Origin of the sequence: Reinekea sp. (genome assembly GCF_046710285.1) — a bacterium.
Taxonomy (GTDB): Bacteria; Pseudomonadota; Gammaproteobacteria; order Pseudomonadales; family Natronospirillaceae; genus Reinekea.
In genome coordinates this window covers 20,527-47,500 of the sequence record NZ_JBKEGY010000026.1, presented here as the reverse complement: position 1 = coordinate 47,500, position 26,974 = coordinate 20,527, and the positions used below count along the sequence as shown (strand labels likewise).

The 26,974-nt window shown below is 44.6% G+C and carries 27 protein-coding genes (1 of these 27 cut by a window edge); 10 read left to right on the top strand and 17 right to left on the bottom strand.

The annotated features are described in order from the left end of the window. On the top strand, positions 1–680 hold the 3' portion of the coding sequence (locus tag ACI882_RS15250; protein WP_411743770.1) for a peptidoglycan DD-metalloendopeptidase family protein. 625 nt of this gene lie to the left of the window's left edge; the window shows 680 of its 1,305 coding nt (coding positions 626–1,305); its start codon lies beyond the left edge, outside the window; it ends in the stop codon at positions 678–680. A gap of 6 nt (positions 681–686) precedes the next feature. Here the strand turns inward: ACI882_RS15250 and ACI882_RS15245 are convergent, their stop codons facing one another. The 4 genes from ACI882_RS15245 to ACI882_RS15230 form a co-directional block, all read right to left on the bottom strand. Further along, positions 687–1,133: a DsrE family protein gene (locus ACI882_RS15245; RefSeq protein ID WP_411743769.1), complete on the bottom strand. Its 447-nt coding sequence runs from the start codon at positions 1,131–1,133 to the stop codon at positions 687–689. Further along, complete coding sequence (gene erpA, locus ACI882_RS15240; RefSeq protein WP_411743768.1) at positions 1,123–1,473, bottom strand: iron-sulfur cluster insertion protein ErpA; 351 nt, start codon at positions 1,471–1,473, stop codon at positions 1,123–1,125. The genes ACI882_RS15245 and erpA overlap by 11 nt, the downstream gene beginning before the upstream one ends. 68 nt (positions 1,474–1,541) lie before the next feature. Then, positions 1,542–2,000, bottom strand: coding sequence for a bactofilin family protein (locus tag ACI882_RS15235; protein ID WP_411743767.1), 459 nt, complete (start codon positions 1,998–2,000; stop codon positions 1,542–1,544). Beyond that, complete coding sequence (locus tag ACI882_RS15230; RefSeq protein WP_411743766.1) at positions 1,978–2,736, bottom strand: DUF6776 family protein; 759 nt, start codon at positions 2,734–2,736, stop codon at positions 1,978–1,980. Before ACI882_RS15230 ends, ACI882_RS15235 begins: the two co-directional genes overlap by 23 nt. 105 nt (positions 2,737–2,841) lie before the next feature. Between ACI882_RS15230 and ACI882_RS15225 the strand changes: the two genes are divergently transcribed. Then, a complete protein-coding gene (locus ACI882_RS15225; protein WP_411743765.1) occupies positions 2,842–4,563 on the top strand; it encodes a chloride channel protein in 1,722 nt (573 codons plus the stop codon). Beyond that, positions 4,563–4,988 (top strand): protoporphyrinogen oxidase HemJ, encoded by a 426-nt coding sequence (gene hemJ / locus ACI882_RS15220; RefSeq protein WP_411743764.1) that lies wholly within the window; start codon positions 4,563–4,565, stop codon positions 4,986–4,988. The genes ACI882_RS15225 and hemJ overlap by 1 nt, the downstream gene beginning before the upstream one ends. Here the strand turns inward: hemJ and ACI882_RS15215 are convergent. The 4 genes from ACI882_RS15215 to radC all read right to left on the bottom strand — a co-directional run bounded on the left by ACI882_RS15215 (position 4,985) and on the right by radC (position 7,225). Continuing rightward, the gene (locus ACI882_RS15215) at positions 4,985–5,749 is read right to left on the bottom strand and encodes a lysophospholipid acyltransferase family protein (protein ID WP_411743763.1); all 765 of its coding nucleotides are present in this window, start codon (positions 5,747–5,749) and stop codon (positions 4,985–4,987) included. The genes hemJ and ACI882_RS15215 overlap by 4 nt on opposite strands. Before the next feature lie 161 nt (positions 5,750–5,910). Then, positions 5,911–6,069 (bottom strand): 50S ribosomal protein L33, encoded by a 159-nt coding sequence (gene rpmG, locus ACI882_RS15210; protein ID WP_196159139.1) that lies wholly within the window; start codon positions 6,067–6,069, stop codon positions 5,911–5,913. An 11-nt stretch (positions 6,070–6,080) separates the two neighbouring features. Continuing rightward, positions 6,081–6,317 carry a 50S ribosomal protein L28 gene (gene rpmB, locus ACI882_RS15205; protein ID WP_411743762.1) on the bottom strand — a complete coding sequence of 79 codons (237 nt, stop codon included), beginning with the start codon at positions 6,315–6,317 and terminating at the stop codon, positions 6,081–6,083. A 233-nt stretch (positions 6,318–6,550) separates the two neighbouring features. Continuing rightward, positions 6,551–7,225 (bottom strand): RadC family protein, encoded by a 675-nt coding sequence (gene radC / locus ACI882_RS15200; protein ID WP_411743761.1) that lies wholly within the window; start codon positions 7,223–7,225, stop codon positions 6,551–6,553. Between the two features lie 157 nt (positions 7,226–7,382). On the opposite strand from radC, the gene coaBC reads away from it, so the two are divergent. The 5 genes from coaBC to slmA all read left to right on the top strand — a co-directional run bounded on the left by coaBC (position 7,383) and on the right by slmA (position 13,328). Next, positions 7,383–8,630 (top strand): bifunctional phosphopantothenoylcysteine decarboxylase/phosphopantothenate--cysteine ligase CoaBC, encoded by a 1,248-nt coding sequence (gene coaBC, locus ACI882_RS15195; RefSeq protein ID WP_411743760.1) that lies wholly within the window; start codon positions 7,383–7,385, stop codon positions 8,628–8,630. Beyond that, positions 8,627–9,085: a dUTP diphosphatase gene (gene dut, locus ACI882_RS15190; protein ID WP_411743759.1), complete on the top strand. Its 459-nt coding sequence runs from the start codon at positions 8,627–8,629 to the stop codon at positions 9,083–9,085. The genes coaBC and dut overlap by 4 nt, the downstream gene beginning before the upstream one ends. A gap of 113 nt (positions 9,086–9,198) precedes the next feature. Then, entirely contained in the window at positions 9,199–11,733 is a 2,535-nt protein-coding gene (locus ACI882_RS15185) for a phosphomannomutase/phosphoglucomutase (protein ID WP_411743758.1), read from the top strand. 82 nt (positions 11,734–11,815) lie between these two features. After that, positions 11,816–12,712, top strand: a complete 897-nt coding sequence (argB, locus tag ACI882_RS15180; RefSeq protein WP_411743757.1) for an acetylglutamate kinase — start codon at positions 11,816–11,818, stop codon at positions 12,710–12,712. 7 nt (positions 12,713–12,719) lie between these two features. After that, positions 12,720–13,328 carry a nucleoid occlusion factor SlmA gene (gene slmA, locus ACI882_RS15175; RefSeq protein WP_411743756.1) on the top strand — a complete coding sequence of 203 codons (609 nt, stop codon included), beginning with the start codon at positions 12,720–12,722 and terminating at the stop codon, positions 13,326–13,328. A gap of 64 nt (positions 13,329–13,392) precedes the next feature. Here the strand turns inward: slmA and ACI882_RS15170 are convergent, their stop codons facing one another. After that, positions 13,393–14,337 carry a hypothetical protein gene (locus ACI882_RS15170; protein ID WP_411743755.1) on the bottom strand — a complete coding sequence of 315 codons (945 nt, stop codon included), beginning with the start codon at positions 14,335–14,337 and terminating at the stop codon, positions 13,393–13,395. 107 nt (positions 14,338–14,444) lie between these two features. Here ACI882_RS15170 and ACI882_RS15165 point away from each other — a divergent pair, with 107 nt between their 5' ends. Continuing rightward, positions 14,445–15,344: a GGDEF domain-containing protein gene (locus tag ACI882_RS15165; RefSeq protein WP_411743754.1), complete on the top strand. Its 900-nt coding sequence runs from the start codon at positions 14,445–14,447 to the stop codon at positions 15,342–15,344. A gap of 3 nt (positions 15,345–15,347) precedes the next feature. Here ACI882_RS15165 and ACI882_RS15160 read toward each other — a convergent pair whose 3' ends face one another. The 6 genes from ACI882_RS15160 to acs form a co-directional block, all read right to left on the bottom strand. After that, on the bottom strand, positions 15,348–16,790 hold the full coding sequence (locus ACI882_RS15160) for an aspartate kinase (protein ID WP_411743753.1): 1,443 nt from the start codon (positions 16,788–16,790) through the stop codon (positions 15,348–15,350). 362 nt (positions 16,791–17,152) lie between these two features. After that, positions 17,153–18,361: a hypothetical protein gene (locus ACI882_RS15155; RefSeq protein WP_411743752.1), complete on the bottom strand. Its 1,209-nt coding sequence runs from the start codon at positions 18,359–18,361 to the stop codon at positions 17,153–17,155. A gap of 26 nt (positions 18,362–18,387) precedes the next feature. Further along, on the bottom strand, positions 18,388–18,894 hold the full coding sequence (locus tag ACI882_RS15150; RefSeq protein WP_411743751.1) for a disulfide bond formation protein B: 507 nt from the start codon (positions 18,892–18,894) through the stop codon (positions 18,388–18,390). 120 nt (positions 18,895–19,014) lie between these two features. Further along, complete coding sequence (locus ACI882_RS15145; RefSeq protein ID WP_411743750.1) at positions 19,015–21,117, bottom strand: RelA/SpoT family protein; 2,103 nt, start codon at positions 21,115–21,117, stop codon at positions 19,015–19,017. 136 nt (positions 21,118–21,253) lie between these two features. Continuing rightward, positions 21,254–21,463 (bottom strand): DNA-directed RNA polymerase subunit omega, encoded by a 210-nt coding sequence (rpoZ, locus tag ACI882_RS15140; protein WP_411743749.1) that lies wholly within the window; start codon positions 21,461–21,463, stop codon positions 21,254–21,256. 844 nt (positions 21,464–22,307) lie between these two features. Then, on the bottom strand, positions 22,308–24,251 hold the full coding sequence (gene acs, locus ACI882_RS15135) for an acetate--CoA ligase (protein WP_411744425.1): 1,944 nt from the start codon (positions 24,249–24,251) through the stop codon (positions 22,308–22,310). 300 nt (positions 24,252–24,551) lie between these two features. Between acs and ACI882_RS15130 the strand changes: the two genes are divergently transcribed. Continuing rightward, positions 24,552–25,010, top strand: coding sequence for a C40 family peptidase (locus tag ACI882_RS15130; RefSeq protein ID WP_411744424.1), 459 nt, complete (start codon positions 24,552–24,554; stop codon positions 25,008–25,010). Positions 25,011–25,013: 3 nt separating this feature from the next. On the opposite strand, the gene ACI882_RS15125 is transcribed toward ACI882_RS15130, so the two are convergent. After that, positions 25,014–26,042: an amino acid ABC transporter substrate-binding protein gene (locus ACI882_RS15125; protein ID WP_411744423.1), complete on the bottom strand. Its 1,029-nt coding sequence runs from the start codon at positions 26,040–26,042 to the stop codon at positions 25,014–25,016. Next, entirely contained in the window at positions 26,042–26,878 is an 837-nt protein-coding gene (locus ACI882_RS15120) for a hypothetical protein (RefSeq protein ID WP_411744422.1), read from the bottom strand. The genes ACI882_RS15125 and ACI882_RS15120 overlap by 1 nt, the downstream gene beginning before the upstream one ends. Positions 26,879–26,974: the final 96 nt, after the last annotated feature.

Sequence of the window (26,974 nt, the reverse complement as noted above, 5' to 3'; positions counted from 1 at the left end):
ACGAAGAAAACTATTTAGATGGAGAGAAGCTTAGTGACGGCCCTATTATTGCGGCACGCTTTTTAAACAATGGTCGTGAGATCACCGCTCTTCGTTACACTGATGAGTCTGGCCGCACTGACTACTATGACCCAACCGGTGATAGTATGCGTAAAGCCTTCTTGAGAACTCCACTGGATGTTTTCAGAATTTCGTCAAACTTCAACCCAAACCGGAAACACCCAGTTCTGAATAAAATTGTTGCCCATAAAGGCACCGACTATGCAGCACCTATTGGTACCCCAATCAAAGTAACGGGCGATGGTAAAGTCGTTAAAGCTTACTATTCAGCCACTTACGGCAACGTTGCCATTATTCAGCACGGCGAAGGCATTCGCACTCTTTACGCACATATGAATGAGTTTTCGAAGTACGCTCGCTCTGGCAATCGCGTAAAACAGGGCCAGGTCATTGGCTATGTAGGTAAAACGGGTCGCGTAACAGGTGCGCACCTGCACTATGAATTCCAAGTGCACGGCGTACATAAAAATCCGCAAACGGTTAAATTGCCTAACGCTCAGCCACTAGAAAAAGAATATTTAGATAACTTCAAAACTTACGCAGCAAACATGAGTGGCCAATTAGGAGTATACGATGAGGCTTATGCCCAATCAGATATGCCAATCATCAACCTTGAATAAGGAGCGTTAAAAGTACTCGTAACCCTGATCTACCAAGGCCGCTTCGGCGGCAGGTCCATAAGGCACCGTGCTAATAAAGGGCGGGAGTTGCGAATGGTCGACTCCATTTAACCTCATCCAAGTCTCACATACTTGAATTTCCACAGCGTTATAAGCATCTAACTTAGCGGCTAAATCGACCAATGCTTGGTTTTGCTGATAGTTACTTTTGAGAAACGCCTGAATTTCGGCTCCATGCAGTACCAATGCTACTGGACTCGACACAGAATAACTCTGCTCTTCTTTTAGAATGCTATCAACTCGCTGCAAGATATGATCGAGCTCGGTTGCTGTGTGGGCTTCTATTTGGGCCACATAAGGAGAAGTTGTAACAATGCCGGGGGAGAGATTCTCCGCCGACACCGCGGCGGTTAACGCAAAACTTAATATCGCGAAAACCTTATTACATTGCAAACGAAGACCCGCAGCCGCAAGTAGTCGAAGCTGAAGGGTTAGTAATTAAAAACCGGCTGCCTTCCAAACCTTCGGTGTAATCTACAGTAGACCCACCTAAATATTGTACGCTTAGCGAATCAATAACAAACTTAACCGTGTCTTTTTCAATGACAGTATCGTCTTCAGCGATGAGTTCATCGAACGTAAAGCCATACTGAAACCCTGAGCAGCCGCCACCCGTTACAAAAACACGTAACATGATCGCATCATTCTGCTCTTCTCGTACTAATCGGCCTACTTTCTCTATCGCAGAGTCAGTAATATTTAGCGGATCAGACACAACTACATTGTCTAACATTGAACACCCAACTAATTAAGATAAAATAGAATTATCAATACCTGAGCATTTTAGTCAACTATCAACAACTATTTAGTCGGTTCGTTGACTACAGGCTGTGTATTTTTTGCCGGGGCACCAGACAGGATAGCCTTAGCTTCCCCCTTACCCTTTTTGCCTTTATCAGAGGCCACATGCAAAAGCTTGCCATTTACCTTAGCGCCCATAACCATTTCCATCATGACATAATGGACATCGCCAGTAACTAAAGCATTTTTATTCAGCGTAATATGATCAGATGAATAAACGTCGCCTTTCACTTCGCCATTAATGACTACGTGCGGTGCTCGAATTTCACCCTCAACGATACCTTTCACGCCAATGGTGACCTCAGCACTGCTATCAGGATCTGCTAAAATATTGCCTTTCACTGCGCCTTCAATTTGGAGCGCCTCGGAAATGCGAATATCGCCTTGTATCTCAGCTTTCGCTGTAATTAACGTTACGTTTTTACCCACGCTCTTCTCACTGCCCCACATTGTTGTCATTCTCCAAATCTGACCAATCAAATGATTCTTCAATTCGAGCGGATTTATTACCGACCGACTGTGCAACCACCTGTATTTGATCAGGCGTAAACCCTTCAGGTAAGACTAGCTCACCTTTAAAGTCTTGAAAGTATCGATATCGAAATTTAATGTCGACATCTGAGATATCTGACGATAGCTCCTTAAGAGGATAGGCGGTAATTTCAGAATTTTGTACTCCTAAAACGTTAATTCCGACAAATCCTCGTAAATAATCTTTATTATTGCCTACTTGCGTCAACATTACTTTGAAACGGTAGCGATTCTGACTAACTGTTTTGCCTAGGCTAACTTCTTGAATTGTTAAACCTGATGCAGTGAGTGAAGGTGACATTATACCCTGATATAAGGCGTTCTCTTCTTCGAGTTCAGCTATTCGATCACTTAACTCGCGGTTCATAGTTCGCACTGAGTCATTTGAGCCTTTATCAACAAAGGAGGCGTTTTCTAATACAGCAACCCTTTGACGAAGTACATCTTCACGAGCTTGACTTTCCGATAATGAAACACGCAACTGATTACGCTCAGTAACGAGTGCCTTTTCACCGACCAGCCCTTGCCCAAAACCATACCAATAGGCCGCAACAACCAAGCCTACACATACCGCCACATAAATAACACGCAAAATAATATTTCTGATCGGTTGATCAGGTACGACTTTAAAGTTAGTAACCGCGGTTCCTTTAACACTTCCCATTCACTTCGCCTTTTAAGAAGTCGCTATAATCTAGCCCTATAATGTAACAAATTGAAGTGCAAACGGGTATGATACATTTCACGCTGTACGGCAAACTTACTTAAGATGCGACGTTTTTCTTTACCTTACATTCGATCAAGACTACTGCAAAGCCAAGCCTTGGCGCTGCTGTCATTGTTTGGTGTCTTAACTGGCCTCGCTACTGGCTTAGTTATTGCGTGGTTTGTATTTTCCATCGATATCGTCACCGGGCTACTTGATGAAGATCAAAAATCTGGATTTATTGGCTTAGACCCATTTTGGCGCTTTAGTTTACCAATCATCGGTGCACTATGGCTACTGGCGTTATTTCATTTCACTAAAAGCAAGTATCACAATGTTGGGATTGCCCATGTCATTGATCGCCTTCAACGCGGCCGTGGCCATATCCCCGTTGGTACGACTTTATTTCAATTTTTTGCTGCGCTAATTTCTCTTGGCTCCGGCTATAGCCTTGGCAAAGAAGGGCCTGCTGTTCATATTGGGTCAGGCATTGCTAGCAAGCTAGGTCGCAGTTTCTACCAAACGCCTAGCCAATTACGCCTGCTAACAGGCTGTGGTACGGCAGCAGCCATTTCAGCAGCATTTAACACACCACTTGCAGGGGTGTTGTTCGCGATGGAAGTCGTGCTCATGGAATATAGTCTAAATGGTTTTATTCCGGTCATTGCTGCATCGGTGACCGCTGCCGTATTTACGCACTATATAACGGGCGACCACCCAGCCATGTTTGATTTGCACATTCAAAGCGGCAGTTCAATCGACTTTATTTGGTTACTGGTTCTCGGCCTTGGGACAGGCTTGGGAGCAGCGTTACTCCACCAGCTCATTCGCTATTTTTTAAGACTAAACCTAGTGAAGAAGTACAAGCGCTTCCTCTTTGCCGGACTAATTTCTGGCGTCTGTGGATTACTCGCACCCGCTTCGATGGGCATTGGTTTTGATACCATCCCATTTGTGCTTTCCAGTGATATGGCCTTTTGGACATTAGCAATGATATTGCTCGCCAAGATAGTCGCGACAGGGTCTGCTATTGGCTTAGGCATTCCTGCTGGCATTGTTGGACCTGCAATGGTCATTGGACTATTTTTGGGTGCACTCATGGGTCGAATGTTGCCAGGGGATGCGCCAATTGAGCTCTATGCGCTACTAGGTATGGCGGGTCTGATGAGCGGCTTACTTCACGCGCCTTTGGCGGCTACAACCGCGGTATTAGAGATGTCGGTTGATGCCACACTCATGTTCCCCGCCATGATTGTCGTAGTTATTTCAAATCTTACTTGCCAAGTATTATTTCAACAACCTTCTATATTCCGAACAATGCTCTCGAGTCGAGGCTTACATATTTCAACTCATCCTCTTCGAAACGCTCTGGCGAGTAGATATCTAGCGGAAATATCCACGACTCACTTTAATGTCATTACTGTTGATATGGATAATGAAAACATTGAACAAATAACACAATTAAAACAAAAGCTGTTTGTATTTCGGTCTAACGCCAATGCCAGCTATTTATTGACAAACACCTTTTTGGCACAACGCATCGAGGCGTGGAACCTCTTAACAGAGAACCAATCCCAATCACTTTACGGGTTTCTACAATTAGGCCTACCCGATCGCAGCCGTATAACCATTTTAGCCGAAGACGCTTCTTTACTTGAAGGTATCAAAATATTCCAAGGTGAGGATGTATCTGCAATTCAAGTGCCGTTAGATGCATTCCGAATAGGCTTAGTAACCCGACAAAAATTAACCTCTGTACTAACCTCCGAAGGAGACCTGCACTAATGGCTTATTTGTGGCTAAAGACATTTCATATTATTTTTGTAATCACTTGGTTCGCTGCGCTATTCTATTTGCCCAGGTTATTTGTGTATCACGCCAGCAGCGAAGATCAGATATCGAGAGATCGCTTTAAAATAATGGAGCGCAAGTTATATCGCGGGATTATGACGCCGTCGATGATTGCCGTCATCACTTTCGGCACATTACTCACTTGGATTAACCCGGCTTGGCTTAAGGGCGGTTGGCTCCATGTGAAAATCATGCTGGTTGTGCTCCTGGTTATTTATCACTTTTGGTGCGGGCGTATTCTGGTGCAATTTAGAGAAGACCAAAACCTTCGCAGTCATGTTTGGTTTCGCTGGTTTAACGAAGCACCAACCATTGTGCTGTTTGCCATTGTCGCTCTTGTCGTTTTTAAGCCTTTCTAAGAGCGATTTGCTACCTCAAGCTGGCTGGTATAGCCCGTTTTATTGGTTATTTCATCTAGCTTTGAGGTTATCGTTGTTTCTACCTCCGCTAACAAAGCATCCGCGGCTTTATCAACACTATTCACACTAGGGTGAATATATATATCGATTGTGCCTGGCAATTTGGCAAACCGATCATTTAACCAATACTCCCCGCCGTTATGAGTAACAGGGATTACATGACATTGCGCTTCCTTAGCCAGCAATACCCCACCCTTTCGAAAAGGCAGAGGAAACCCAGGCCGAGCTCTAGTGCCTTCAGGGAAAATCAACACGAAGCTACCTTCGGCAATTCGCTGCGAACCTTGCTCAATAACCTGCGACATGGCTTGACGGCGGTACGCGCGGTTAATGGATATCGGCCTCATCAATGAAAACGTCCAACCAAAAATAGGTATTTTAAGTAAGCTAGATTTAGCCACCTGCGATTGCGGTGCAAATAATATTTGCAGGTAATATGTTTCCCATGCCGACTGGTGATTAGAAATTATTACGCCCGCTTGCTTAGGGATATTCTCACGACCATGCACATTACAGCGAATGCCAAGTATGAAGACAGTTAAAAAATGAAGAACTCGAGCCCAACCACCTATAACAATTTTATTGCGCAGTGGGTATGGAATAAGAAAGGCAAATAAACCAAACACAGCAGCCCATGCAAAGGTAAACGGTACAACAAAAAGATAAAAGACAGCTGTCCGCAGGGTCGCTATTAGCATCATGCTAAGAATCCTCAGTTTATTAATACCTTGAGTTTAAGGCGCTGTAGCAAAACTTCATCACCTCTAATATAAAATGACCCTTTCCAATATGGAACGGATGGGTGATTTCAAGGCATAAAAAAGCCCGGAAGACCCGGGCTTTCATAAGAGTCTAAAACTAATTACTTAATTTTAGCTTCTTTAAACATAACGTGTTTACGAACCTTAGGATCGTACTTTTTAAACTCCAACTTATCAGGAGTATTACGCTTGTTTTTATCTGTAGTGTAGAAATAGCCAGTTCCTGCAGAACTCACTAAACGGATTAAATCACGAGCCATTTTATAGTTCCTTAAACTTTTTCACCACGGGCACGGATGTCTTTTAGGACAGCCTCAATACCCTTCTTGTCGATAATACGCATACCTTTAGCAGTAAGGCGCAACTTAACGAAACGCTTTTCACCTTCAACCCAAAAACGGTGAGAGTGAAGGTTCGGCAAGAACCGACGCTTAGTTTTGATCTGTGAATGGGAAACATTGTTTCCGCTTACAGGACGCTTACCTGTAACTTGGCAAACTCTAGACATTATTTGTCGCCTCCAATTGTGACGGTGACACCGCATTATTAATAAAACAAATTGGATCACAGGATGTATAGCTTTAGGCGTCTTACCGTCATCGAGTTAGGCAATCTAAAACCGTTGGGACCTGTGACCCTAAATTCAAGAGGCGCGATTTATACCAGAACAAGGGCCTAAGCTCAAGCAATATTGCCGCTTTTTTGCTCTAACACCATTCATAACGCGCGTTTTTCGGGAAATCATAAGATCCCTCGCTCTGCGAAGCTTACCACGACTCCCTGCCCTACCACCATATGATCTAGCAAACGAACATCAATTGAGGAAAATGCCTTTTTAAGCTTTTCTGTTAGGAGTTGATCAGCCTGACTTGGCTCTGCGATACCACTGGGATGATTGTGCGCTATGATTACAGCCGCCGCATTATGCTTTAGCGCGGTTTTAATGACTTCCCTAGGATAGACTGCTGCTGAATCAATTGTGCCCTTAAAGAGCGTTTCAAAGGCAAGTACCTGGTGCTGGTTATCAAGCCAGATACAAGCAAACTCCTCATGATCAAGATCGCGCATCTTTGCCAGCAAAAACTGTCGAGTATCACCCGGTGAAGTCAGCGCAGGCTGATTTTGTAATTCGCTCCATAAATGACGCCGTGCCATTTCCATAACGGCTTGCAGCTGTACAAACTTAGCAGGGCCTAAGCCCTGCCCTGCACAAAACTCAGCTTGGTTCGCCTTTAACAACCGACCTAAAGAACCAAATCGATCTAACAAAGCTTGAGATAAGCCTACCGCATCAAGGCCAGGTATGCCTGTTCTCAAAAATATCGCCAATAATTCAGCATCAGTTAACGCCTGGGCGCCAACAGCTAAGAGTTTTTCACGCGGGCGCTGTTGCGCCGGCCAATCACGAATAGACATAGTGAATCCTTTCACTTGAGAGTAATAAATTGTCACGCTGCATGTTATATTGCGATATAGCCGCCTTGGCCACTAGCCTTAAGGTGCAGATTTACATTGAACTTAATAAACTATTGTTGTCTTTAACAGCAATAGCCACTTTTTTGAGTAATTACTTATGACCATGCCCACCGATACCTTATTGGCCAACCAATTAACCGGAATAAACGTGGTTGTGGGCGTGACAGGGGGTATCGCCGCCTATAAATCGGCAGAGCTCGTGCGTCTTTTCATCAAACGTGGTGCCCATGTACGAGTCGTCATGACCGAAGCGGCCAAAGCTTTTATCACACCCTTAACTTTTCAAGCTTTAACGGGCAACCCAGTGAGCGATGCCCTGCTTGATGAAACAGCAGAGCTTGGCATGGGGCATATAGAACTGGCTCGATGGGCTTCAGTTGTTGTCATAGCGCCGGCAACAGCCGATATAATCGCTCGACTCAATGCTGGTATGGCGAATGACTTACTCACTACGCTCTGCCTTGCCACTCAAGCGCCTATCGCCATTGCCCCGGCGATGAATGAGAAAATGTGGCATGCATCGGTCACTCAAGCCAATTTGCGAGAGATACAAACACGAATCAGTAATCTTCATATTTTTGGTCCTGCCGAAGGCGAGCAAGCCTGTGGCGATATTGGCGCGGGTCGTATGCTTGAAGCATTCGATATTTGCCAGCTTACTTGCGCCTTGTTTAGCGAGGATAAACCACTAAAAAATAAAAAAGTGGTTATAACAGCCGGTCCAACTCTAGAAGCCATCGACCCTGTTCGGTTTTTAAGTAACCACAGCAGTGGTAAAATGGGTTACGCGATTGCCACTGCCGCCGCCAATGCTGGCGCTGAGGTAATATTGATTAGTGGCCCAGTTTCACTGCCAACACCTGCTTTCGTTACCAGAATCAACGTTATCAGCGCACTAGACATGAACAAGGCTGCACAAGCTGCGCTCAACAATTGTGATGCATTTATTGGCACCGCAGCCGTTGCTGACTACCGGCCTGCAAACAGTGCGGCACAAAAACTGAAGAAAGATCAAGAAGGCGATAAACTGAGCGTCTCGCTTGTTGAGAACCCGGATATAATTGCCGGTGTTGCGCAGAGCGAGGTACGACCCAAGGCGATCATCGCATTCGCAGCAGAAACTCAAGACTTAGAAAATTATGCACGCCGTAAAATAACCAAAAAAGGCGTTGATGCGGTCGTCGCCAACGACGTTTCACGGCAAGACATTGGCTTTGGCTCTGATCAAAACGAAATCATCTGGGTAACCGAGACACAGAGCAAGCCGTACGGCCCTGACTCTAAAGCAAACATCGCCAAACATATTATTGACCACTTAACCGAACTATTGAGTAGCAAAGCATGACACATAAATTGCAGTTAAAGATTCTCGACCCCAAAATTGGCAAAAGTATAGATCTGCCTACTTATGGCACCCCTGGTTCTGCAGGCTTAGACCTTCGGGCATGTATTGATAAGCCCTTAATTGTTCAACCAGGTGACACGCATTTAATTAAAACCGGTATCGCAATTTATATTGAAGACCCTAGTTTAGCTGCGACCATCATTCCTCGTTCTGGCCTAGGCCATAAACACGGCATTGTCTTGGGCAATTTGGTTGGTCTCATTGATTCAGATTATCAGGGCGAACTCATGGTCTCTTGTTGGAATCGTGGGTCAGAGCCTTTTACTATTGAACCAGGTGATCGGATTGCGCAAATGATCATCGTTCCTGTTATCCAAGCACAATTCAATATTGTGAGCGAGTTCACAGAAACAGAGCGCGGTAGTGGCGGTTTTGGTAGTACCGGGCGCGAATAGCAATAATTAACCCTAAGTAATACTAATTAATAGCGATACTGACTTAACGTCTAGCTTTTGATCAGCTAAAGTTACCTTAAATCACTGATTTGCATATTTAGAAGGATATCAATGTGGCCAAGAGTCTCGCTGCAAACAAGAAAAAGGCGGCCAATCAAGCGCCAAGCGATGGAAACAACAAGACCGTTTTAAGTTATTTCTACGTCCCAATTCTTACCATGGCCATTACCATCGCTGCGGGAGCCTTTTTTCTAATCCGCACGCAAGTTAATCCGGTTAACCAAGAGCACCAACAAATTCTCATTGAAGAAATAGCAAAACAATATGAAGCCTATTTCAATAACGTACTCGATCAACACGATATTTTAATGGAGCAAATAGCCTCTAGTGACTATGTTCTTGAGCAACTCACAAATGCCGACGTATCGGCTGCTGAATCGGCTATCGCCTCTCAAGTACCCAATGGTTTAGCCGTTCACGTATTCGCGCTAAGGCAAGCAGAGCTGAAGCCTAACGCAACGCCGCCCTTCAGCCATGCAGCAATGGATATGATCCGCAGAGCAGAGCAAGGCCAAGAAGTCGTCCTCGAAGCACATCAAAGTGCCGGCGTGGTCTATTTGCAGTCGGTTAAAGCTATCCGCAATGGTTCAGGGCGCATTGTGGGAACAGTGAGTATCTCTCAATCAATTGATTACCTTGCACAGCAGTTAAAAGGGATTGACCCGAGCAATGGAAACCTACTCGTTCAGCAACAGTTTTTAAACGCACCGATTCAAACCTTACTGACATACGGCGCTAAAAACTCAAATGAAGTCATAAAATTGGCCTCAAACAATATTAATTGGACGATCACCTTCCAACCTTCAAATGATTTAAGTTACGCATCGATTCAATCGCCTTCCATCTTTATTCTAGTTTTCGGTATTTTAGCCGTTATCGCGGCACTGCCTTTTATTTTAGCCTCACAGCGTGTTCAAACCGCCTTACGACAAGATGCTAACGCCTTTGCTCGCCAAGTGCAGAACTTATTAACGGGTCAAAGCCAGGCTCCGGCCGATTTTGAACTGGCTATTTTTAGCACCCTAGAGAAAACCCTTAATCGCATGCGCCTTGGCAAGGGTTTGAAGCTACCAACAGGAGCGCCACCTGTGGCACAGGGTACTTCGGAAACTAAATATAATTCAGATGGTAATGACAGCTTCGATGTCTCAATGATGGATTCAGATAACGATTTACTCGGAATGAACCAATCCGCTAACAGCAACACCAATCATATTGCGGTCAGCGAAGAACTATTTCACTCATACGACATCAGGGGCATAGTAGGCCAAACGCTAACCAACGATGCAGCGGTGCAAATTGGTATTGCTGTAGGCTCAGAAGCATTTGACCGAGGCCAACAAACAGTTATCGTTGGGCGTGATGGTCGACTCTCAAGCCCTGAATTAACCCAAGCCCTAATACGCGGCTTACGCAGCAGCGGACGTGACGTGATCGACATTGGTGAAGTTCCCACTCCCGTTTGCTATTTCGCTTGCCAACATTTAGATGTCGGCACCTGCATTATGGTAACCGGCAGCCATAATCCAGCCAATCACAATGGTTTTAGAGTGGTTATCGCTGGTAATGCGTTAATAGAAGATGAAATTAAAGGCCTTTATCACCGAATCGAGAATCAAAACTTCTTGAAAGGTGACGGCAAATTGATGACTCAAGATATAAGTTCCGCCTACCTTGATAAAATAAAATCGGATGTCAAACCAGAGCGAGCTCTAAAAATTGTTATCGATTGCGGTAATGGTATAGCCGGCAGCATTGCGCCTCAATTGATTAAAAATATTGGTTGTCACGTCCTGCCATTGTATTGTGAGGTTGATGGTAACTTTCCTAATCACCTGCCAGACCCTGGCGATCCTCGTAACTTAGAAGACTTAGCCCGAACGGTTGTAGAAACACGAGCTGATTTAGGCGTGGCTTTTGATGGTGATGGTGACCGAATTAGCATTGTCACCAACAGCGGCAAAGTTGTTTATTCCGACCGGTTATTAATGCTACTGGCTAAGCAGGTTGTTCAAGCTAATCCAGGTGCTACGATATTATTTGATGTGAAAAGTTCGCGTCGTTTAAAGAACCTCATCTTAGGCTTCGGTGGTAAGCCGGTCATGTGGAAAACCGGCCACTCATTCATAAAGCGTCGGATGAAAGAAGTAAATGCTGCACTTGCGGGTGAAATGAGCGGTCACATTTTTTATCAAGATCGTTGGTTTGGTTTTGATGATGGCCTTTATGCCACGGCTCGTTTGCTCGAGATCATCGCCGGGCAAGGCGAAACCCTCGATAATCTTTTAAATGAGCTGCCTCAAGATATTTCGACACCAGAATTAACCATTGAATCAACCGACGCACGTAAATTTAGGGTTGTTGAAGCGTTGCAGCGCAACGGCCAGTTTGGCAATGGTCAGTTGACCGATATCGATGGCGTCAGAGTCGACTTTCAAGATGGTTGGGGTCTCGTTCGAGCCTCAAATACCAGACCTAAGCTTTCTTGCAGATTCGAAGCAGATAACGAAGAATCATTGAAGAAAATTCAAACATTATTCAAACAGCAGCTTTTGGCCGTTGACAGTCAACTACAAATTCCGTTTTAATCCCGCCTACTTAGATTGCTAGTAAGTATTCACTAGCAATCTAAGCATCGCCCTAGACCACCTGCAGCTTCAGGACACATTCATGACCATTGAAAAAAAACACGATTTGAATTTTGTGCAAGTTTTGCACGAAGCCTTGCCATATTTACAAAAATTTCAGGGTAAAACCGTTGTCATCAAATATGGCGGCAACGCCATGGTCGATGAATCTCTGAAGGCCAGTTTTGCGCGCGATATCGTGCTGTTAAAAACCGTAGGCATTAATCCGGTGGTCGTACATGGCGGCGGTCCACAGATTGGTTCACTACTTGAAAAACTCAATATTCCGAGTGAGTTCATCAATGGTATGCGTGTTACAAACACCGAAACCATGGATGTTGTTGAAATGGTCTTAGGCGGACTAGTTAACAAAGAAATAGTGTCCTTAATTAACCAAGCGGGCGGGCTTGCCTTCGGGATGACAGGTAAAGATGCCCATTCTATTCAAGCAAAAAAACTCAAAGTAACTCGCAAAACGCCTGACCTGCAAAGCTCTGAAATAATTGATATTGGCCATGTCGGTGAAGTAGAAACGATCAACGTCGACTTCATCAATCGTATGGTTGATGGTGGCTATATACCTGTTATTGCACCGATTGGTGTAGGTAAAGACGGTGCGTCTTACAACATCAATGCTGACTTAGTGGCCGGTAAAATGGCCGAAAAGCTTGGCGCTGAAAAGCTTGTTTTGCTAACCAACATCAGTGGACTGCAAGATAAACAAGGCAAAGTTCTGACCGGTTTGACGACTGCGCAGGTTAACGACTTGATTGCCGACGGAACAATTTACGGCGGCATGCTGCCTAAAATAGAATGCGCTCTTGAGGCTGTTGCGTCAGGCGTGACCAGTGCGCATATTATTGATGGCCGCGTACCACATGCGACCTTGCTAGAAATATTCTCAGATCATGGTGTTGGCACCTTGATCAGTAACGCATAAGGAAACCATGAGCGTGTCTAAACCCACAACGTCTCGGCATGACCAAATTTTGCAGGCTTTGGCGCATATGCTTGAGTCGAACCCTGGTAAAACAATCACCACAGCAAAATTGGCAAAAGAAGTTGGTGTATCAGAAGCCGCTTTGTACCGGCATTTCCCTAGTAAAGCGCGTATGTTTGAGGGTCTTATTCAGTTTATTGAAGAAACCCTGTTTTCACGCGTCACTCGTATTTTACAAGAAGAAGAGGCTGCGCTTCCACGCTGCGAAGCTATTTTGACGCTGCTCTTAGCCTTTGCAGAAAGAAACCCTGGCATGTGCCGGATTTTAATTGGCGATGCCCTAGCCGGCGAATTAGAGCGCTTACGTGATCGCGTAACACAAATTTTTGATCGACTTGAGACGCAACTCAAACAAGTCATTAGAGAAGCAGAAATACGCGAAGGTTTGCGGCCCATAATGCCAATTAACCAAGCGGCAACGCTCTTGTTGACGGTTGCCGAAGGGCGTATCAACCAGTTTGTACGCAGTGAATTCAAACGTAAACCAACCGCCGACTGGAATCTACATTGGCAAGTTTTATCTAAGACGCTTTTTGATCAACCTTCGCAAAGTTAAGAGCTTTTTGGAAATTTAAGTCACCTCACGCTTTACTCTATCGAACAAAACGTGAGGTTGTTATTTAGAAACCTATTTTTAAACCGCCGCCGCCCCACATTGTCGTATCATCGAGATCGTTATCCATTAACACTTCAACAAAACTGTAGCTGCTCACTTTGTCATTCCACGGAATTTCTTGTAGAAAGCTAATATATAACTGGTTGATTGCGTTATCGGCTGGGTCAGTTTCGGTATTAAAACCCATCATAATCCGATTATTTGTCTCTCGTTGCGCAAACTGAATCGGTAGTTTCAGAAACCCCGCCAAACTGCGCGATGAGTAATCGGTATCACTGTTACTAGACATTTGCACATGGCCGCCAAGCTTCAGGTTGCCGGTTTGATACTCACCAATAACTCGAAATAATTGCGACTGCGCCTGCTCAACGTTAACTTCAAAGCCCAATGAGATATCAAGCGGACCTTGATCATACCGGCCCAGAAATGAAACACCTGTACTTCCCGATACAGCCTCTGCAGGAACTAAAGCAGCTTGTAGCGTAAATTGCTCTTCTATCAAAGGCGAACGATAAGACAAGCCATCGACATTTCCTACGCCTTTTGGTGAATTAACAGCGCTGCCGTTTAACAACAAAAAGCGAGAGTCTGGGTCGTTTTTCATCACTTGATAATAATGGCCAGTAGCTGCAACGGGGCTAAGGTCATAAAAGGCGGCTATTTCACCGTAATTACCCGTAACACTTACAGAACCTTGCTTAATATTAGGTCCCCAATCCCCTAATGTATCAACGCCTAATAAAATATTAAAGTTCGCTTGGCTCTGTTCAGATATCGCTTGCTCACCTTTATAGCCAAACTCGGACATATTGCCATCAACGATCAACGCAGAACCCGCTTGGCTATTGACGAATTGTACTCGGGCATTTGCCTCACCATAAATAGAGGTCTTCGCGTGCAAGTTCGCTGCGGCAATTAGCAACGCCAGCGTGATAATCTGTTTATTCATTTTGATACTCCTTAGTTTGGCGAGATATTAGCACAACGTTTATTCTTAAAACGGGTGAAGCTCACAATTTCAGCTATACTCTTAGCACATGCCAAAAGGAATTGACGATGATAAAAAACAGCACCGCGTTAACGTCCTCCACCACTCTAATAGCCACAATGCATGATCTTAATATCGGCATACTGATACTCGATAGGAACAATCAGGTCATACAAGCAAACACAACGGCTGAGCTGTGGTTTGGAGAAGCGAAACTAGAAGGTGTGTATTTATCTGATTCGTGGCTCAGCCAACAGGCTATTAAAATAAAGGATCTTGAATTAAAACCCATCACAACCCAAACGTTGTTATCTTCAGCGTCTACTCCTTTGTGCATTGAAACATCACAGCAACAAAATTGGTTATCCGTACAAAGCGATAAAACCCAATGGCAAGGTCAAGCCGTCACAGTGATTATACTGGCCAACATTAACGTTTTAATCAACGACTACATTCAGCTTCAGCAACACAACAAAACCGCCGATGCTCGAGACCTCGTTACCGGCCTACATAACCGACGCCATGCGTTAGAACGCATGCAACAGATGCACAATTACGGTAAACGGTACGGAGGTGCATTTACAATTGGCTTAATCGACATTGATCACTGCAAACGCATCAATGATACCTACGGTAATGATTTCGGAGACGAAGTCATTACAAAGGTGGCACGGACGTTAAAGAATGCGCTGCGTGAAACTGACTTTTGTGCTCGCTATAGTAGCGAAGAATTTCTAGTTTTAATGCCAGAGACATCAATGATCGATTCGGTCATTACCTTAGACCGGCTTCGCCAACAAGTGTCTGAGTTGAAATGGGATAACCAAGCACCACCAATTACGGTCAGTGCCGGTGTGCATATGTGGCAGCGCAATAAAAGCTTAGAGCAGTTACTCTTTGAAACCGACCAACGCTTAAACATGGCTAAAAGTGCCGGTCGAAATCAAGTCTGCGGCGACCTCAGTTAAACTTTAAGCAGTCGCTAAGGTTTTTTCAGTTGCTGAACCTTCACTCTCAATTAGCGCATAATGTAAGGCAGCAATGGCCGCCTCATAGTGGTCTTCTGCGACCACAATACGTACATCTACTTGGCGAATACTTTGGTAGATCGCCATAATGTTAATTTCTTTTTTTGCTAAACTTGTCGATAATCGCGCAAGAATGCCAGTCACATTTAGATCTGAGCCTATGACCGAGACCATCGCTACTTTGCGGCTGTTCATTTTCGCATGAGGAAAATGGCGCTCAATACGAGCTTGAATACGCTTAATCACTTTCAAACCAGTATCTAAATAAAATGTCACGGTATTGGCATTATGTTCTTGGGCTAGCAAAGGCACATTAAACTCTTGTACCAATCGCTGTAATTCAAGCAACTGCTTTGGCTCACCGACCATGTCTTGATCAAACACATTAAATGCATAGACATTTGGAATACCGGCAATGATTTCTACGCGCGGTGTTTCACTTTTATAGTCATTAGTAATTAGGGTGCCATCATGCTCTGGTTCAAACGTATTTTTGATCCGCAGCGGAATATTCTTTTTTCGTAAACCTTTAGCCGCCTTAGGGTGAATTGCCTCCATCCCGATTAAGGACAGCTGATCAGCAACATCATAGTTAGTACGCCCGATAGGGTGAACATTGTTTTCTCCAACCACCATCGGATCGGCTGTTGATAAGTGATATTCCTTATGGATAACAGCTTCGCGAGCGTCCGTTACCTCGGCAATTTTACTGAAGGTGATTTCAGAATAGCCTCGATCAAAAGTCTGCATTAAGCCTTCTTTGCATTGGGTATAACCAGTCACTATTGGCATTTCACTTGCTAAATCATAGCGCGCAAAGACCGTTGCAATTTTTTCCGCAAAATCCAAATTATCAGGTTCACGCCAACCGGTCAGATCAACAAAGCGCGCGTTAATACCTTCTACTTGTAACAGCAAAGCCGTATTAAATGCTGAATGCGCCTCGCCAACTCCAGCTAACATTTCTCTTACCGTTGCTAAATGCTCATTGATTTGAAAGTGCCCGTATGAACAAACGCGCTGTAAATCTAACAAACAAGAACGAATACCTTCCATACGCTCAGTAATAAACTGGTCTGCTTGTTTCAAAAGGTGCGGCGCAGTAAATAGAGTTGCATTAATTTCGCGCATAGCTTTCGCAGTATCGGTAAGTGATTCACTCCACTGCCAATCGGAATCATTGTTAGCAAACAAGCCATAAACACCCGGTTCGCGATTCTTTTTGTGTTCCAATAATTTATTGGTGAGACCGCCATAAGCAGAAACAACGAAGATACGCTGATACATGTCGGTAGGTTTGCGTGTAATTTGCACAATGTTATCCCGAACCGCCGGGTAATTATTCATTGAAGTACCGCCAATCTTTTCTACCGTATGGAGCGCCATTGAAATAGTTCCTTTTGAACGAAGACAGAATATAGTCGCGAGAAGTGTAAGGTTTTTAAGCACAATAACAATTCTTAATGTACTTTTGGATATCGCATTTTTCACAAGATGGTATTGAAAAAAACAGACAACCGTCAAATTAACGACAATTTAGGCTAACAAACAATGTTCATAGCAGTGGTCGACAACAATAGTGTGGCAATTTGTAACTTTGGCTGTCTTTTTAAGGAATCAAGACTATCTTTCCACTTGTCCCTTGCAGTGATGCAAGTCAGACACCTGTGATGGGGGGCTTCCCCATAAAAGGGCGCGCGGGCTGGCTGTCGTATGCTTGCATAGCAACGACACCCGGCGCCCTGATCTCACTTCTTACCGATAGTAACCTTCCCTCCGACTCCTAATTGAATAGCCACCTTTTTCATATCATTTGCTTTCACTTTGATTGGCATCGGGATTTGCTCACTAGTCTTGCCGTTCCAATGAGAAATCAAAAGATCCAGTGTTGCGTCTTCATCGGTTCGGTTTGTCACAATTAACGACCATTGATTTTCACCAACGACCTTCGATTCTAAAGTGACTAATGTACTTTGACCTAAATTCAATATCGCTTCATGGTCTGAGCTTGGCTGATACTGGCTGCTTAGTGTTGCAATTTGCTGATCAAACACGCCCAAAGTGATCGAACCTGGAATATCAGGTAAAACATCCGCCGATGTGATTTTTACCGCACTATTAGCTTGCTGCGTACCTTGCATTCGAGTATCCCAAGTGAGCGAATAGATCCGTTCAACACTGGATAACGTCGTCGCAGAAACGGGCAGCCATAAATTAGCTTGAGCGTTCAATTGCACGGGGTTATTGCCAACAAGTGTCGGGATGCCTTCACTTTGAGAAGCTTGCGGGGTTGCCATATCTGACTGCGCCCGAGAAACCATTTCATGCATCACGGCAAACGGTCGCTGTTGATTCATCGCAAAACTATAGCCTTTGGCTGTTAAGTCGTATTGACTGTTATTCGATACAATTAATGATTGGTTCAGCACCGGCTCGTCGGTTAAAGATAACCGGTAGGTAACCCTGGCGTTGATCTGTCCGTCTTGCCAAGCATATTGAAATTGATTTGTTTTGTTAGTCGGTTGCTCAATTAATAATTCAAATGACTTGTCCGCTTCACTTTGCGACCACTGCAATAGATGTATCTGAGCCATCGGCCAAAAGCGACGTTCTGACTCTTGAACTAAAACTAAATGCTGCGGTTGAACTTTTTCAATGAGCCAATCGCCTGTGAGCTGATCGCTTTTGACAACATCCCCTTGTTTTGGCCAACCTTGTGCAAAGGGCGACTGCCAAGTCACCTGAGTTTTCGCATCAGTACTTTGCCACCAAAACAAATCTGGGTTGAGATTATCAATGGGTAACGCTAAAGGTGTTTTAGTCTCTGTCAGTGTTTCGTTGCGCTCTAACCAGGTTCCTGATGGAGACATATAAAGCCAATCGACTTCAAGTGACTCCGCCTGCAACAGGGACAGCTGAGAGATTATAGCGATACTAAAAAGGGTAAAGTATTTCATACGTGCGTCCTTCATTTAATGTGCTGTTAGTCTTTATTTAGTACATCTACTAGGCCTGCAGCAATGGCAACAAACAACAAAATAGAAACGCCATAGACTAATCCTTCAGCCATTGTCAGCCCGAATATGAAATTCGGTGTATAACCACACATCGTCCAAACTTCAAAGACATTCGGGAACCATTTATCTAATGGTAACCACGTTGGAAAACCGGGATCCATACCACAAGTACCTTCATATTGGCCGCGTTCAACCAACATAGCTATCCAACTGCGATTTAATAAGCCAATCAACGAAACAACGACAGCAAGATGTGCCGCCATCCGAATATAGAAGAAACGACGAACGGCTAAGCCTAGGCCTGCAGCGATAATACCCAACAATGTCCAAACTCTCGCTTGGATACATAAATTACAAGGCGGTTCATTTAAAACATGCTGATAAAACAACGCTACACCTTCAAGCCCGAAGCCAACCGCGATAACAGCAAGCCAATAAAACGGGGATTGCACAAATGCCTTTATCTTATTCATCTATTTATCTCTTCATTGCGGACGGGATTATGGCAGGGCAAAACTGAATACGCGCTGACTGTGCGCAACGATAGCAGGTAATTAACGAGGGATTAACCGCGTTTACGGAATCTTGAAAAGTTATTTTCGCTCAATCTTCGCTACAGCAGGCAGCCCATGTAAACGCCGGATAACTCGCGCCAAATGCACACGGCTGGTCACTGCAACGGTCACATCTATACGAGAAGTCGAAGCATCTATGTCCATCATTTGGATACTTTCGATATTGGCATCTGCTAAGGATACCGCATTAGCAACACTGGCTAAAACGCCGCGTGAGTTTTTCAAATCGACGCGTAGGTCAACCGCAAATTCACCTTCCATTGATTTATCCCAATGTAAAGGTACGCATCGCTCGGTGTCGTAACGAAGATCAGCAATATTTCGACACGTTTCAATATGTACTACCATGCCCTGACCTTTAGACATAACGCCCACAATCGCATCGCCAGGAATAGGTCGGCAGCACTTTCCGTATTGAATTAATAAACCCTCGGTACCTTTTATCGTCATCGCAGAGGTATCACCTGCAACGTTGGCATCACTCACCAGCTCCAGTAAACGCCGCGCAACGATATATACAGCTCGGTTACCGGTGCCAATTTCACCATAAAGTTGTTCGACCGTTTCTAAATTGAAATCGATCAATACTTTACCGATTTCTTCCTCGCTAAAGTCTCCCCAGCTCTTATCAAACGCTCGCAGCTGGTTATCCAGCATCTTTTGACCCAACGCAACGGCTTCTTGATGCTCAATATTGGTTAAGAAATGTCGGATATTTGAACGCGCCTTTGCCGTAGAAACAAAATTCAGCCAAGCAGGATTTGGCTTTGCACCAGGTGCGCTGATAATTTTGATAGAATCACCACTGCTCAGCGGCTGGCTTAAGGGTGCCAATTTACGATTAATCAAGCAGCCTACACACGAATTACCTACATCGGTATGAACGGCATAGGCGAAATCGACAGGTGTAGCCCCTTTGGCCATCTCCATGATTTCACCTTTTGGCGTAAAGACGTAAATCTCATCTGGAAATAAGTCAATTTTGACGTTTTCGATAAACTCCATCGAATCACCCGCATGTTCTTGCATTTCCAACAGGTTTTTAACCCACCGGCGAGCTCGCGCATGGGTTTGCGTGCTTTGAGAATCATCAGTTTTATACAGCCAGTGAGCCGCAATACCATAGTTTGCCATCTCCTCCATTTCGTTAGTACGAATTTGAATTTCGATAGGCACCCCATTCGCCCCAATCAAGGTGGTGTGTAAACTTTGATAACCATTGGTCTTTGGGACAGCAATATAATCTTTAAAGCGATTAGGGATAGGTTTATAGAAGTTATGGATGACACCCAAAATTCGATAACAAGAATCGACCGAATCTGTCGTAATCCGAAACGCAAATACATCTAATATTTCATTTAGAGTCTTACGTTTTTCGCGCATTTTGTTGTAAATAGAATAGAGGTGTTTTTGCCTGCCAGAAACATCTGCATTAATATTTTCATCGGCTAGACGCTTAGTAAGCGCCTCTTGAATGTTCTCGATTGTGGCATTTCGATTACCCAGTTGCTTCTTCATCGCCGACTGAATTCGCCGGGAACGTAAAGGGTACATATTATCAAAAGCTAAATTTTCAAGCTCGACACGCAAGTCGTTAATGCCTAAGCGTAAGGCAATGGGAGCATAAATCTCTAAGGTTTCGCGTGATTTACGACGCTTTTTCTCTGGCGGCATCGCGCCCATCGTGCGCATATTGTGCAAGCGGTCAGCCAGTTTGACCAAAATCACACGAATATCCTTGGACATCGCCAAGACCATTTTTTGAAAATTCTCAGCCTGCTCTTCGAGTTTGCTCTCAAATTCCAAGTGAGTCAGCTTAGAAACACCATCAACCAACTCAGCAACGCCAGCCCCGAATTGGTCTGAAATGGCGGCTTTAGACACCGCCGTGTCTTCAATAACGTCATGTAACATCGCAGCCATTAAACTGTGGTGGTCCATGTGCATTTCAGCAAGAATATTGGCAACCGCCAAAGGATGGGTAATATAGCGCTCGCCACTGCGACGCATTTGACCTTCATGAGCTTGTTCCGCGTAGAAATAGGCACGCTTTACACGGGCAATTTTCTCCGGTGACAAATAAGACTCTAATCGAACAGCAAGATCATGGACGGTAGGCAAGGTAAATTAACTCAGTACTTTATGGGTTTACAAGAGTTAAGTGTAACCTTGATCTGAAAAACGGCAATAGGCTAGGCGAAAAAACAAAAAAGCCGAGACAGACTCGACTTTTAAAGAAAGCTTAAAAACTAGTGAATTAGTCTTCTTTTACTTCCAAGATAGAGGCATTAATTTTGCCTTCTGCAATTTCACGCAACGCGATAACGGTTGGCTTATCATTTTCTTCATCAACCAAGGCTTCATAGCCTTCATTCGCAATCTGACGGGCACGCTTACTGGCGACCATAATAAGTTCGAATCGGTTATCAACCTTGTCTAGGCAATCTTCAACTGTAACGCGAGCCATGGTGTTCTCCTAATAGGGCGTGTTTCACAGCCGAGCAATTGTACGCATATCAACCGCCAGTACAAGGTTTAAGGTTGGTTTTGGCGAACTAAATTCGGTTTTAGGTTTGGGAAGCTGTCAGCTGCCAGTGAAAATATTAAAACTGTCTTGTTTTGGGCTGCTAGCTTCAAGCTGCGGGGGAAAATCAAAAGCGGCGATCAAGTGAGCTTAGGTGGGGAATTAGCCTTGAGTGGGAGTCTGAGGCATGGATGCCGAAGTTTAGCGGCGCAGGGAGGCGCGAACAGCGACCACTCAAGGGTAATTTGCTGCCTAAGCGTTAGGTGGTACTGAGTTTTGGTTGGTATTTTCGCGTCTCCGCAAAGCTTCGAGCGCTCCTACGAAATCATTACAAAAGCGGCGATCAAGTGAGCTTAGGTGGGGAATTAGCCTTGAGTGGGAGTCTGAGGCATGGATGCCGAAGTTTAGCGGCGCAGGGAGGCGCGAACAGCGACCACTCAAGGGTAATTTGCTGCCTAAGCGTTAGGTGGTACTGAGTTTTGGTTGGTATTTTCGCGTCTCCGCAAAGCTTCGAGCGCTCCTACGAAATCATTACAAAAGCGGCGATCAAGTGAGCTTAGGCGGGGAATTAGCCTTGAGTGGAAATCTGAGGCATGGATGCCGAAGTTTAGCGGCGCATGGAGGCGCGAACAGCGACCACTCAAGGGTAATTTTTCGCCTATGCGTTAAGTGGTACTGAGTTTTGGTTGGTTTTTTCGCGTCTCCGCAAGGCTTCGAGCGCTCCTGAGAAATCATTGCAAAGGCGGCGATCTTTTGGGTTAGATTGCCGCCTTAGGTGGGTTTTCGCTTAGCGGTTTTCGCGCTCGTCGATTAGGGTGTCGACTACGGATGGGTCGGCTAAGGTAGAGGTATCTCCTAGTGATTCGAACTCATTCGCGGCAATTTTGCGTAGAATACGACGCATTATTTTACCCGAACGTGTTTTCGGTAGACCGTCCGCCCATTGAATTAAGTCTGGCGTTGCGATTGGGCCAATCTCTTGACGAAGCCACGCTTTTAGTTCCTGCGTCAGCTCATCGGTCGGCATAATGCCTGCCATTGGACTGACGTAAACATAAATGCCTTGGCCTTTAATGTCGTGCGGGTAACCTACAACCGCGGCTTCTGATACGGCAGGGTGAGCCACCAGCGCGCTTTCAATTTCAGCCGTTCCTAGGCGGTGCCCCGAAACGTTCAAGACATCATCGACACGACCCGTTATCCAGTAATAGCCATCTTCATCACGACGTGCGCCATCGCCCGAGAAATAAGTACCCGGATAGGTGCTGAAATAGGTTTGAATGAATCGCTCATGATCACCGTAAACACTGCGCATTTGGCCAGGCCAACTGTCTAAAATAACTAAGTTACCCTCAACAGCCCCTTCCAGTTCACGACCCAAGCTGTCGACCAATGCTGGCATGATGCCGAAAAACGGCCTCGTAGCAGAGCCAGGTTTTAAATCGGTCGCACCCGGTAAAGGTGTAATTAGAATACCGCCGGTTTCAGTTTGCCACCAAGTATCAACAATTGGGCATTGGCTGTGACCAAATTTCTTGTAATACCAATCCCAGGCTTCAGGGTTAATTGGCTCACCTACAGATCCAAGCAAACGCAAAGAAGATAGATCTGCGCCCTCTATTGCTTTATCGCCTGTTGCCATTAATGAACGAATCGCCGTCGGCGCGGTATAAAGCACATTAACTTGATGTTTATCGACTATCTGCGCGAAACGGTTTGGACCTGGGTAATTAGGTACGCCCTCAAACATCAGCGTTGTTGCACCATTGGCTAACGGACCATAAACAATATAGCTGTGCCCTGTTACCCAGCCGACATCGGCCGTGCACCAATACACCTCACCCTCTTGATAGTCGAACACATACTCATGTGTCATAGAGGCATAAACTAAATAGCCGCCCGTCGTATGCAGAACACCCTTAGGCGTCCCTGTTGAGCCCGAAGTATAAAGGATAAATAACGGGTCTTCGGCATTCATTGGTTCTGCTGGGCAATCTGACTCAACCGTATCAAAACGATCGTGATACCAGACATCACGGCCATCGGCCCAAGCGATGTTACCACCGGTGCGTCTAACCACTAAAACAGAGCTAACACAATCAGTGCCTTTAATCGCAAGCGCCTTATCAACATTCGCTTTCAATGGAATGCTTTTAGTACCACGCAAGCCTTCATCTGCCGTAATAATAATATTTGAATCGCAATCAACAATACGACCGGCCAATGCTTCCGGTGAGAAACCACCAAATACAATCGAATGAACGGCACCAATGCGGGTACAGGCCAGCATGGCATAAGCAGCCTCTGGGATCATCGGCATGTAAAGGGTAATTCGATCACCTTTTTTAGCACCCAACGATTTTAAAACATTCGCCATACGACAAACATGCGCGTGTAACTCTCGGTAGGTGATGTTCATTGATTCACTTGGATCATCACCTTCAAAAATAATGGCCGTTTGGTCACCCTTTGTTTCTAAATGGCGATCAATACAGTTAACAGCGACGTTCAACTCACCATCGGCATACCAACGAATACGATGGTTTGTCTTGTCATAACTCACATCTTTAACTTGTGTGTAAGGTTTAGACCATTCCAGTCTTTTGCCATGCTCGGCCCAAAAACCTTCGTTATCCTCAACGGATTGCTTATACATTTCTAAATAACGATCATTCGTCATTGTGGTTCTTGCTTTAGCACTCTCAGGTACTGGATATATTGATTCAGACATTTTGCCCCCGAATTTTTGTTGTGTGGGTCGATCTATGAACGGTGTGACTATTGTGCGCAGTTCAATTCACATCACCATTCGACCTTAGTTTATTTCAACTAAAATTCGATGCGAATTAAACCTCATAGGTATGCTTAGTAAGGACCTTAGGCCACGAATAGCGCCGAAAAGTGCAAATAACTCGAGACTGACGAATTTTGTGTCCGAATCGTGATATTTACACTTAAAACAGCGTTTAACTTAGCAACCTCTAGCTTTTTTTGCTACAACTAAAGGCATATTCATCACCATGAACAACTTATGCGTTATTTGGCATTTTTATTATTATTAGCTTTAGCGGGTTGTGCGAATTTTCAAGCACTGGAAGATTCTAAGCCAGTCGCTCAAAGTCAAATTGCTCGCGGAAGTTTTGATGATGTTTATTCAAAATATCGCGGCACGCCCTATCGATATGGCGGAACTGGCGACGGCGGTTTTGATTGTTCCGGTTTTATCAATGTTGCATATCAAGAGGCACTCAATACATCACTGCCTCGTACCACAGAGCAACTCATTAAAACAGGTCAAGTTATTCGTCGTGATCAACTGAGGGAAGGTGATATTGTTTTCTTTAAGACCAGCGCGAAGCAATTACACGCTGGTATTTTTGTTGGGGATGGGGGCTTTATACATGCCTCGACATCAAAAGGGGTTATTAAATCGAGCTTAGCGAATCAGTACTGGATTGATAATTACATCCAAGCTCGACGGATAAAATAATAACTAGATCAACGGCGGTGCAAATAAAATACCGCCCTTATTCCACAATGAATTCAAGCCGCGCTCAATTTTCAATGGCGAGTCCTTACCAACATTACGGTCAAATATCTCCTGATAATTACCCACCTGCTTAATGAGTCGATATGCCCAGTCAGATTGCAAACCCATCGGTGCGCCGGTATCGGAATTAACACCCAACATACGCTGAATAACAGGTTTTTTGGAGTTTTTGAGTTGATCAACATTTTGACTGGTAATGCCTAGTTCTTCAGCATTTACAATTGCGAATAATGTCCACTTCACGATGTTGTACCATTGCATATCATCTTGCCTAACAGCAGGTCCTAAAGGCTCTTTAGAAATGACAGTTTTTAACACCGTTGCACTTTCAGGTGGATCTAATTTAGTTCGTTGAGCATAAAGTTGAGACAGATCCGCAGTTACAGCGTTGCAACCGCCCGCTTTAAATGCATTAAAGGCTTGATCAGATGAAGAGAACGTTACCGGCTGATAACTCAACTCTAACTCACGGAAATAGTCGGCTAAGTTTTGTGCCGATGTTGTCCCGGACTGCACACAAATAGCAGCCCCTTTTAGCGCTTCTGCAGAGGTCACGCCCGAAGCCGTATGAACCATAAAACCTTGACCATCATAAAATGAAACACCCGCAAAGATGATACCTAATGTCGTATCTCGACTATGAGTCCAAGTGGTCACGCGCGACAAAACATCTATTTCGCCCGACTGCAATGCATTGAACCTATCACCAGGGGTTAAAGGAATGTAACGCACACGGTCTGCATCACCCAATACCGCTGCCGCTATAGCGCGACAAACATCAACATCGAGCCCAGTCCAATTACCTTGTCTATCTGGGTTAGAGAAACCCGGTATACCGGTAGAAACTCCACACTTGATATGACCTGCTTTTTTTACATCATTCAATGTTGATCCGAAGCTTGCTCCTGCTAGCAAAGCAATCACAAAAGCCACGTGCCAACGCATGCTTAGGTTCGCTTTTATCCTACTCATTAGTTCAACCCACCTACGTTTATATTATTTAAACTTGGTAGGTCCATGCCCAAGTCTTTACTGGAAAGCTTGCCACCCCATTCGACATCAAATGCATCCGGCCAGCGCTGTTTACGAAAGCCATCGAACACAGCCAAACCAACATCGCTTAACGACATTGATACTTGTGTATTAACTTTCGAGGAGGTATTAGAGTTTAAGTTCATATCGGGCACTCCGATATGAGTCAGTGCTCGTCCTTCGTTAAGCACGGTAATTCCAAGGTCTTTACCATCGACAGAGAACTTATTCGGGTTCTCTACATTAAACCCTAAGTTCAATACTAACGAAGTAAATGAAATATCTTCTAGCGACCAACTGCTGAGTGTAATACGAGGCAGTTTAGGAACAGGCAAGGTGAAATCTGCCTGCCAATTTAATGTTTGCGGTCCTAAAACAGGCACATTTAACGTTGGTCGAACATGCAAGGTAAAATCGGCTTCGCCTTTGTCATATGAGCCCTTTGCTTGCTGCAATATTTCTTTATAAACAAAGCCCCAGTTTAAGTTAACGTCTACCGAGCTTGAGGCTGGCAAAGAATTTACTGAGGTGTTATCTAGTGTCAACCAAGGGTTGCCCTCTAACCAAATTTCTACACTAATTTCGGTCACTGGTAGGGCATAAGGATTTGAGTTGGTCAATTCAATCGTTGTCATGCCATTGAGCGATGTCCAGTCAAGAGACTGAATGCGCGTGTCTTGATACGCAAACGTAGGCGAACGATAGACATCGTTTAATGATAAATTGGCGCAGCTTGTCAATAATAAACCAACAACTATAGCAACGATTATTCTCATGAATGACTTCCTTTTTATTAGTTCATAAGAGTGTCAGGCTCGGACTAGCTCGTCAATGGACAAGCGTACAAAATTCATTAATTTAGTGTTAATTGG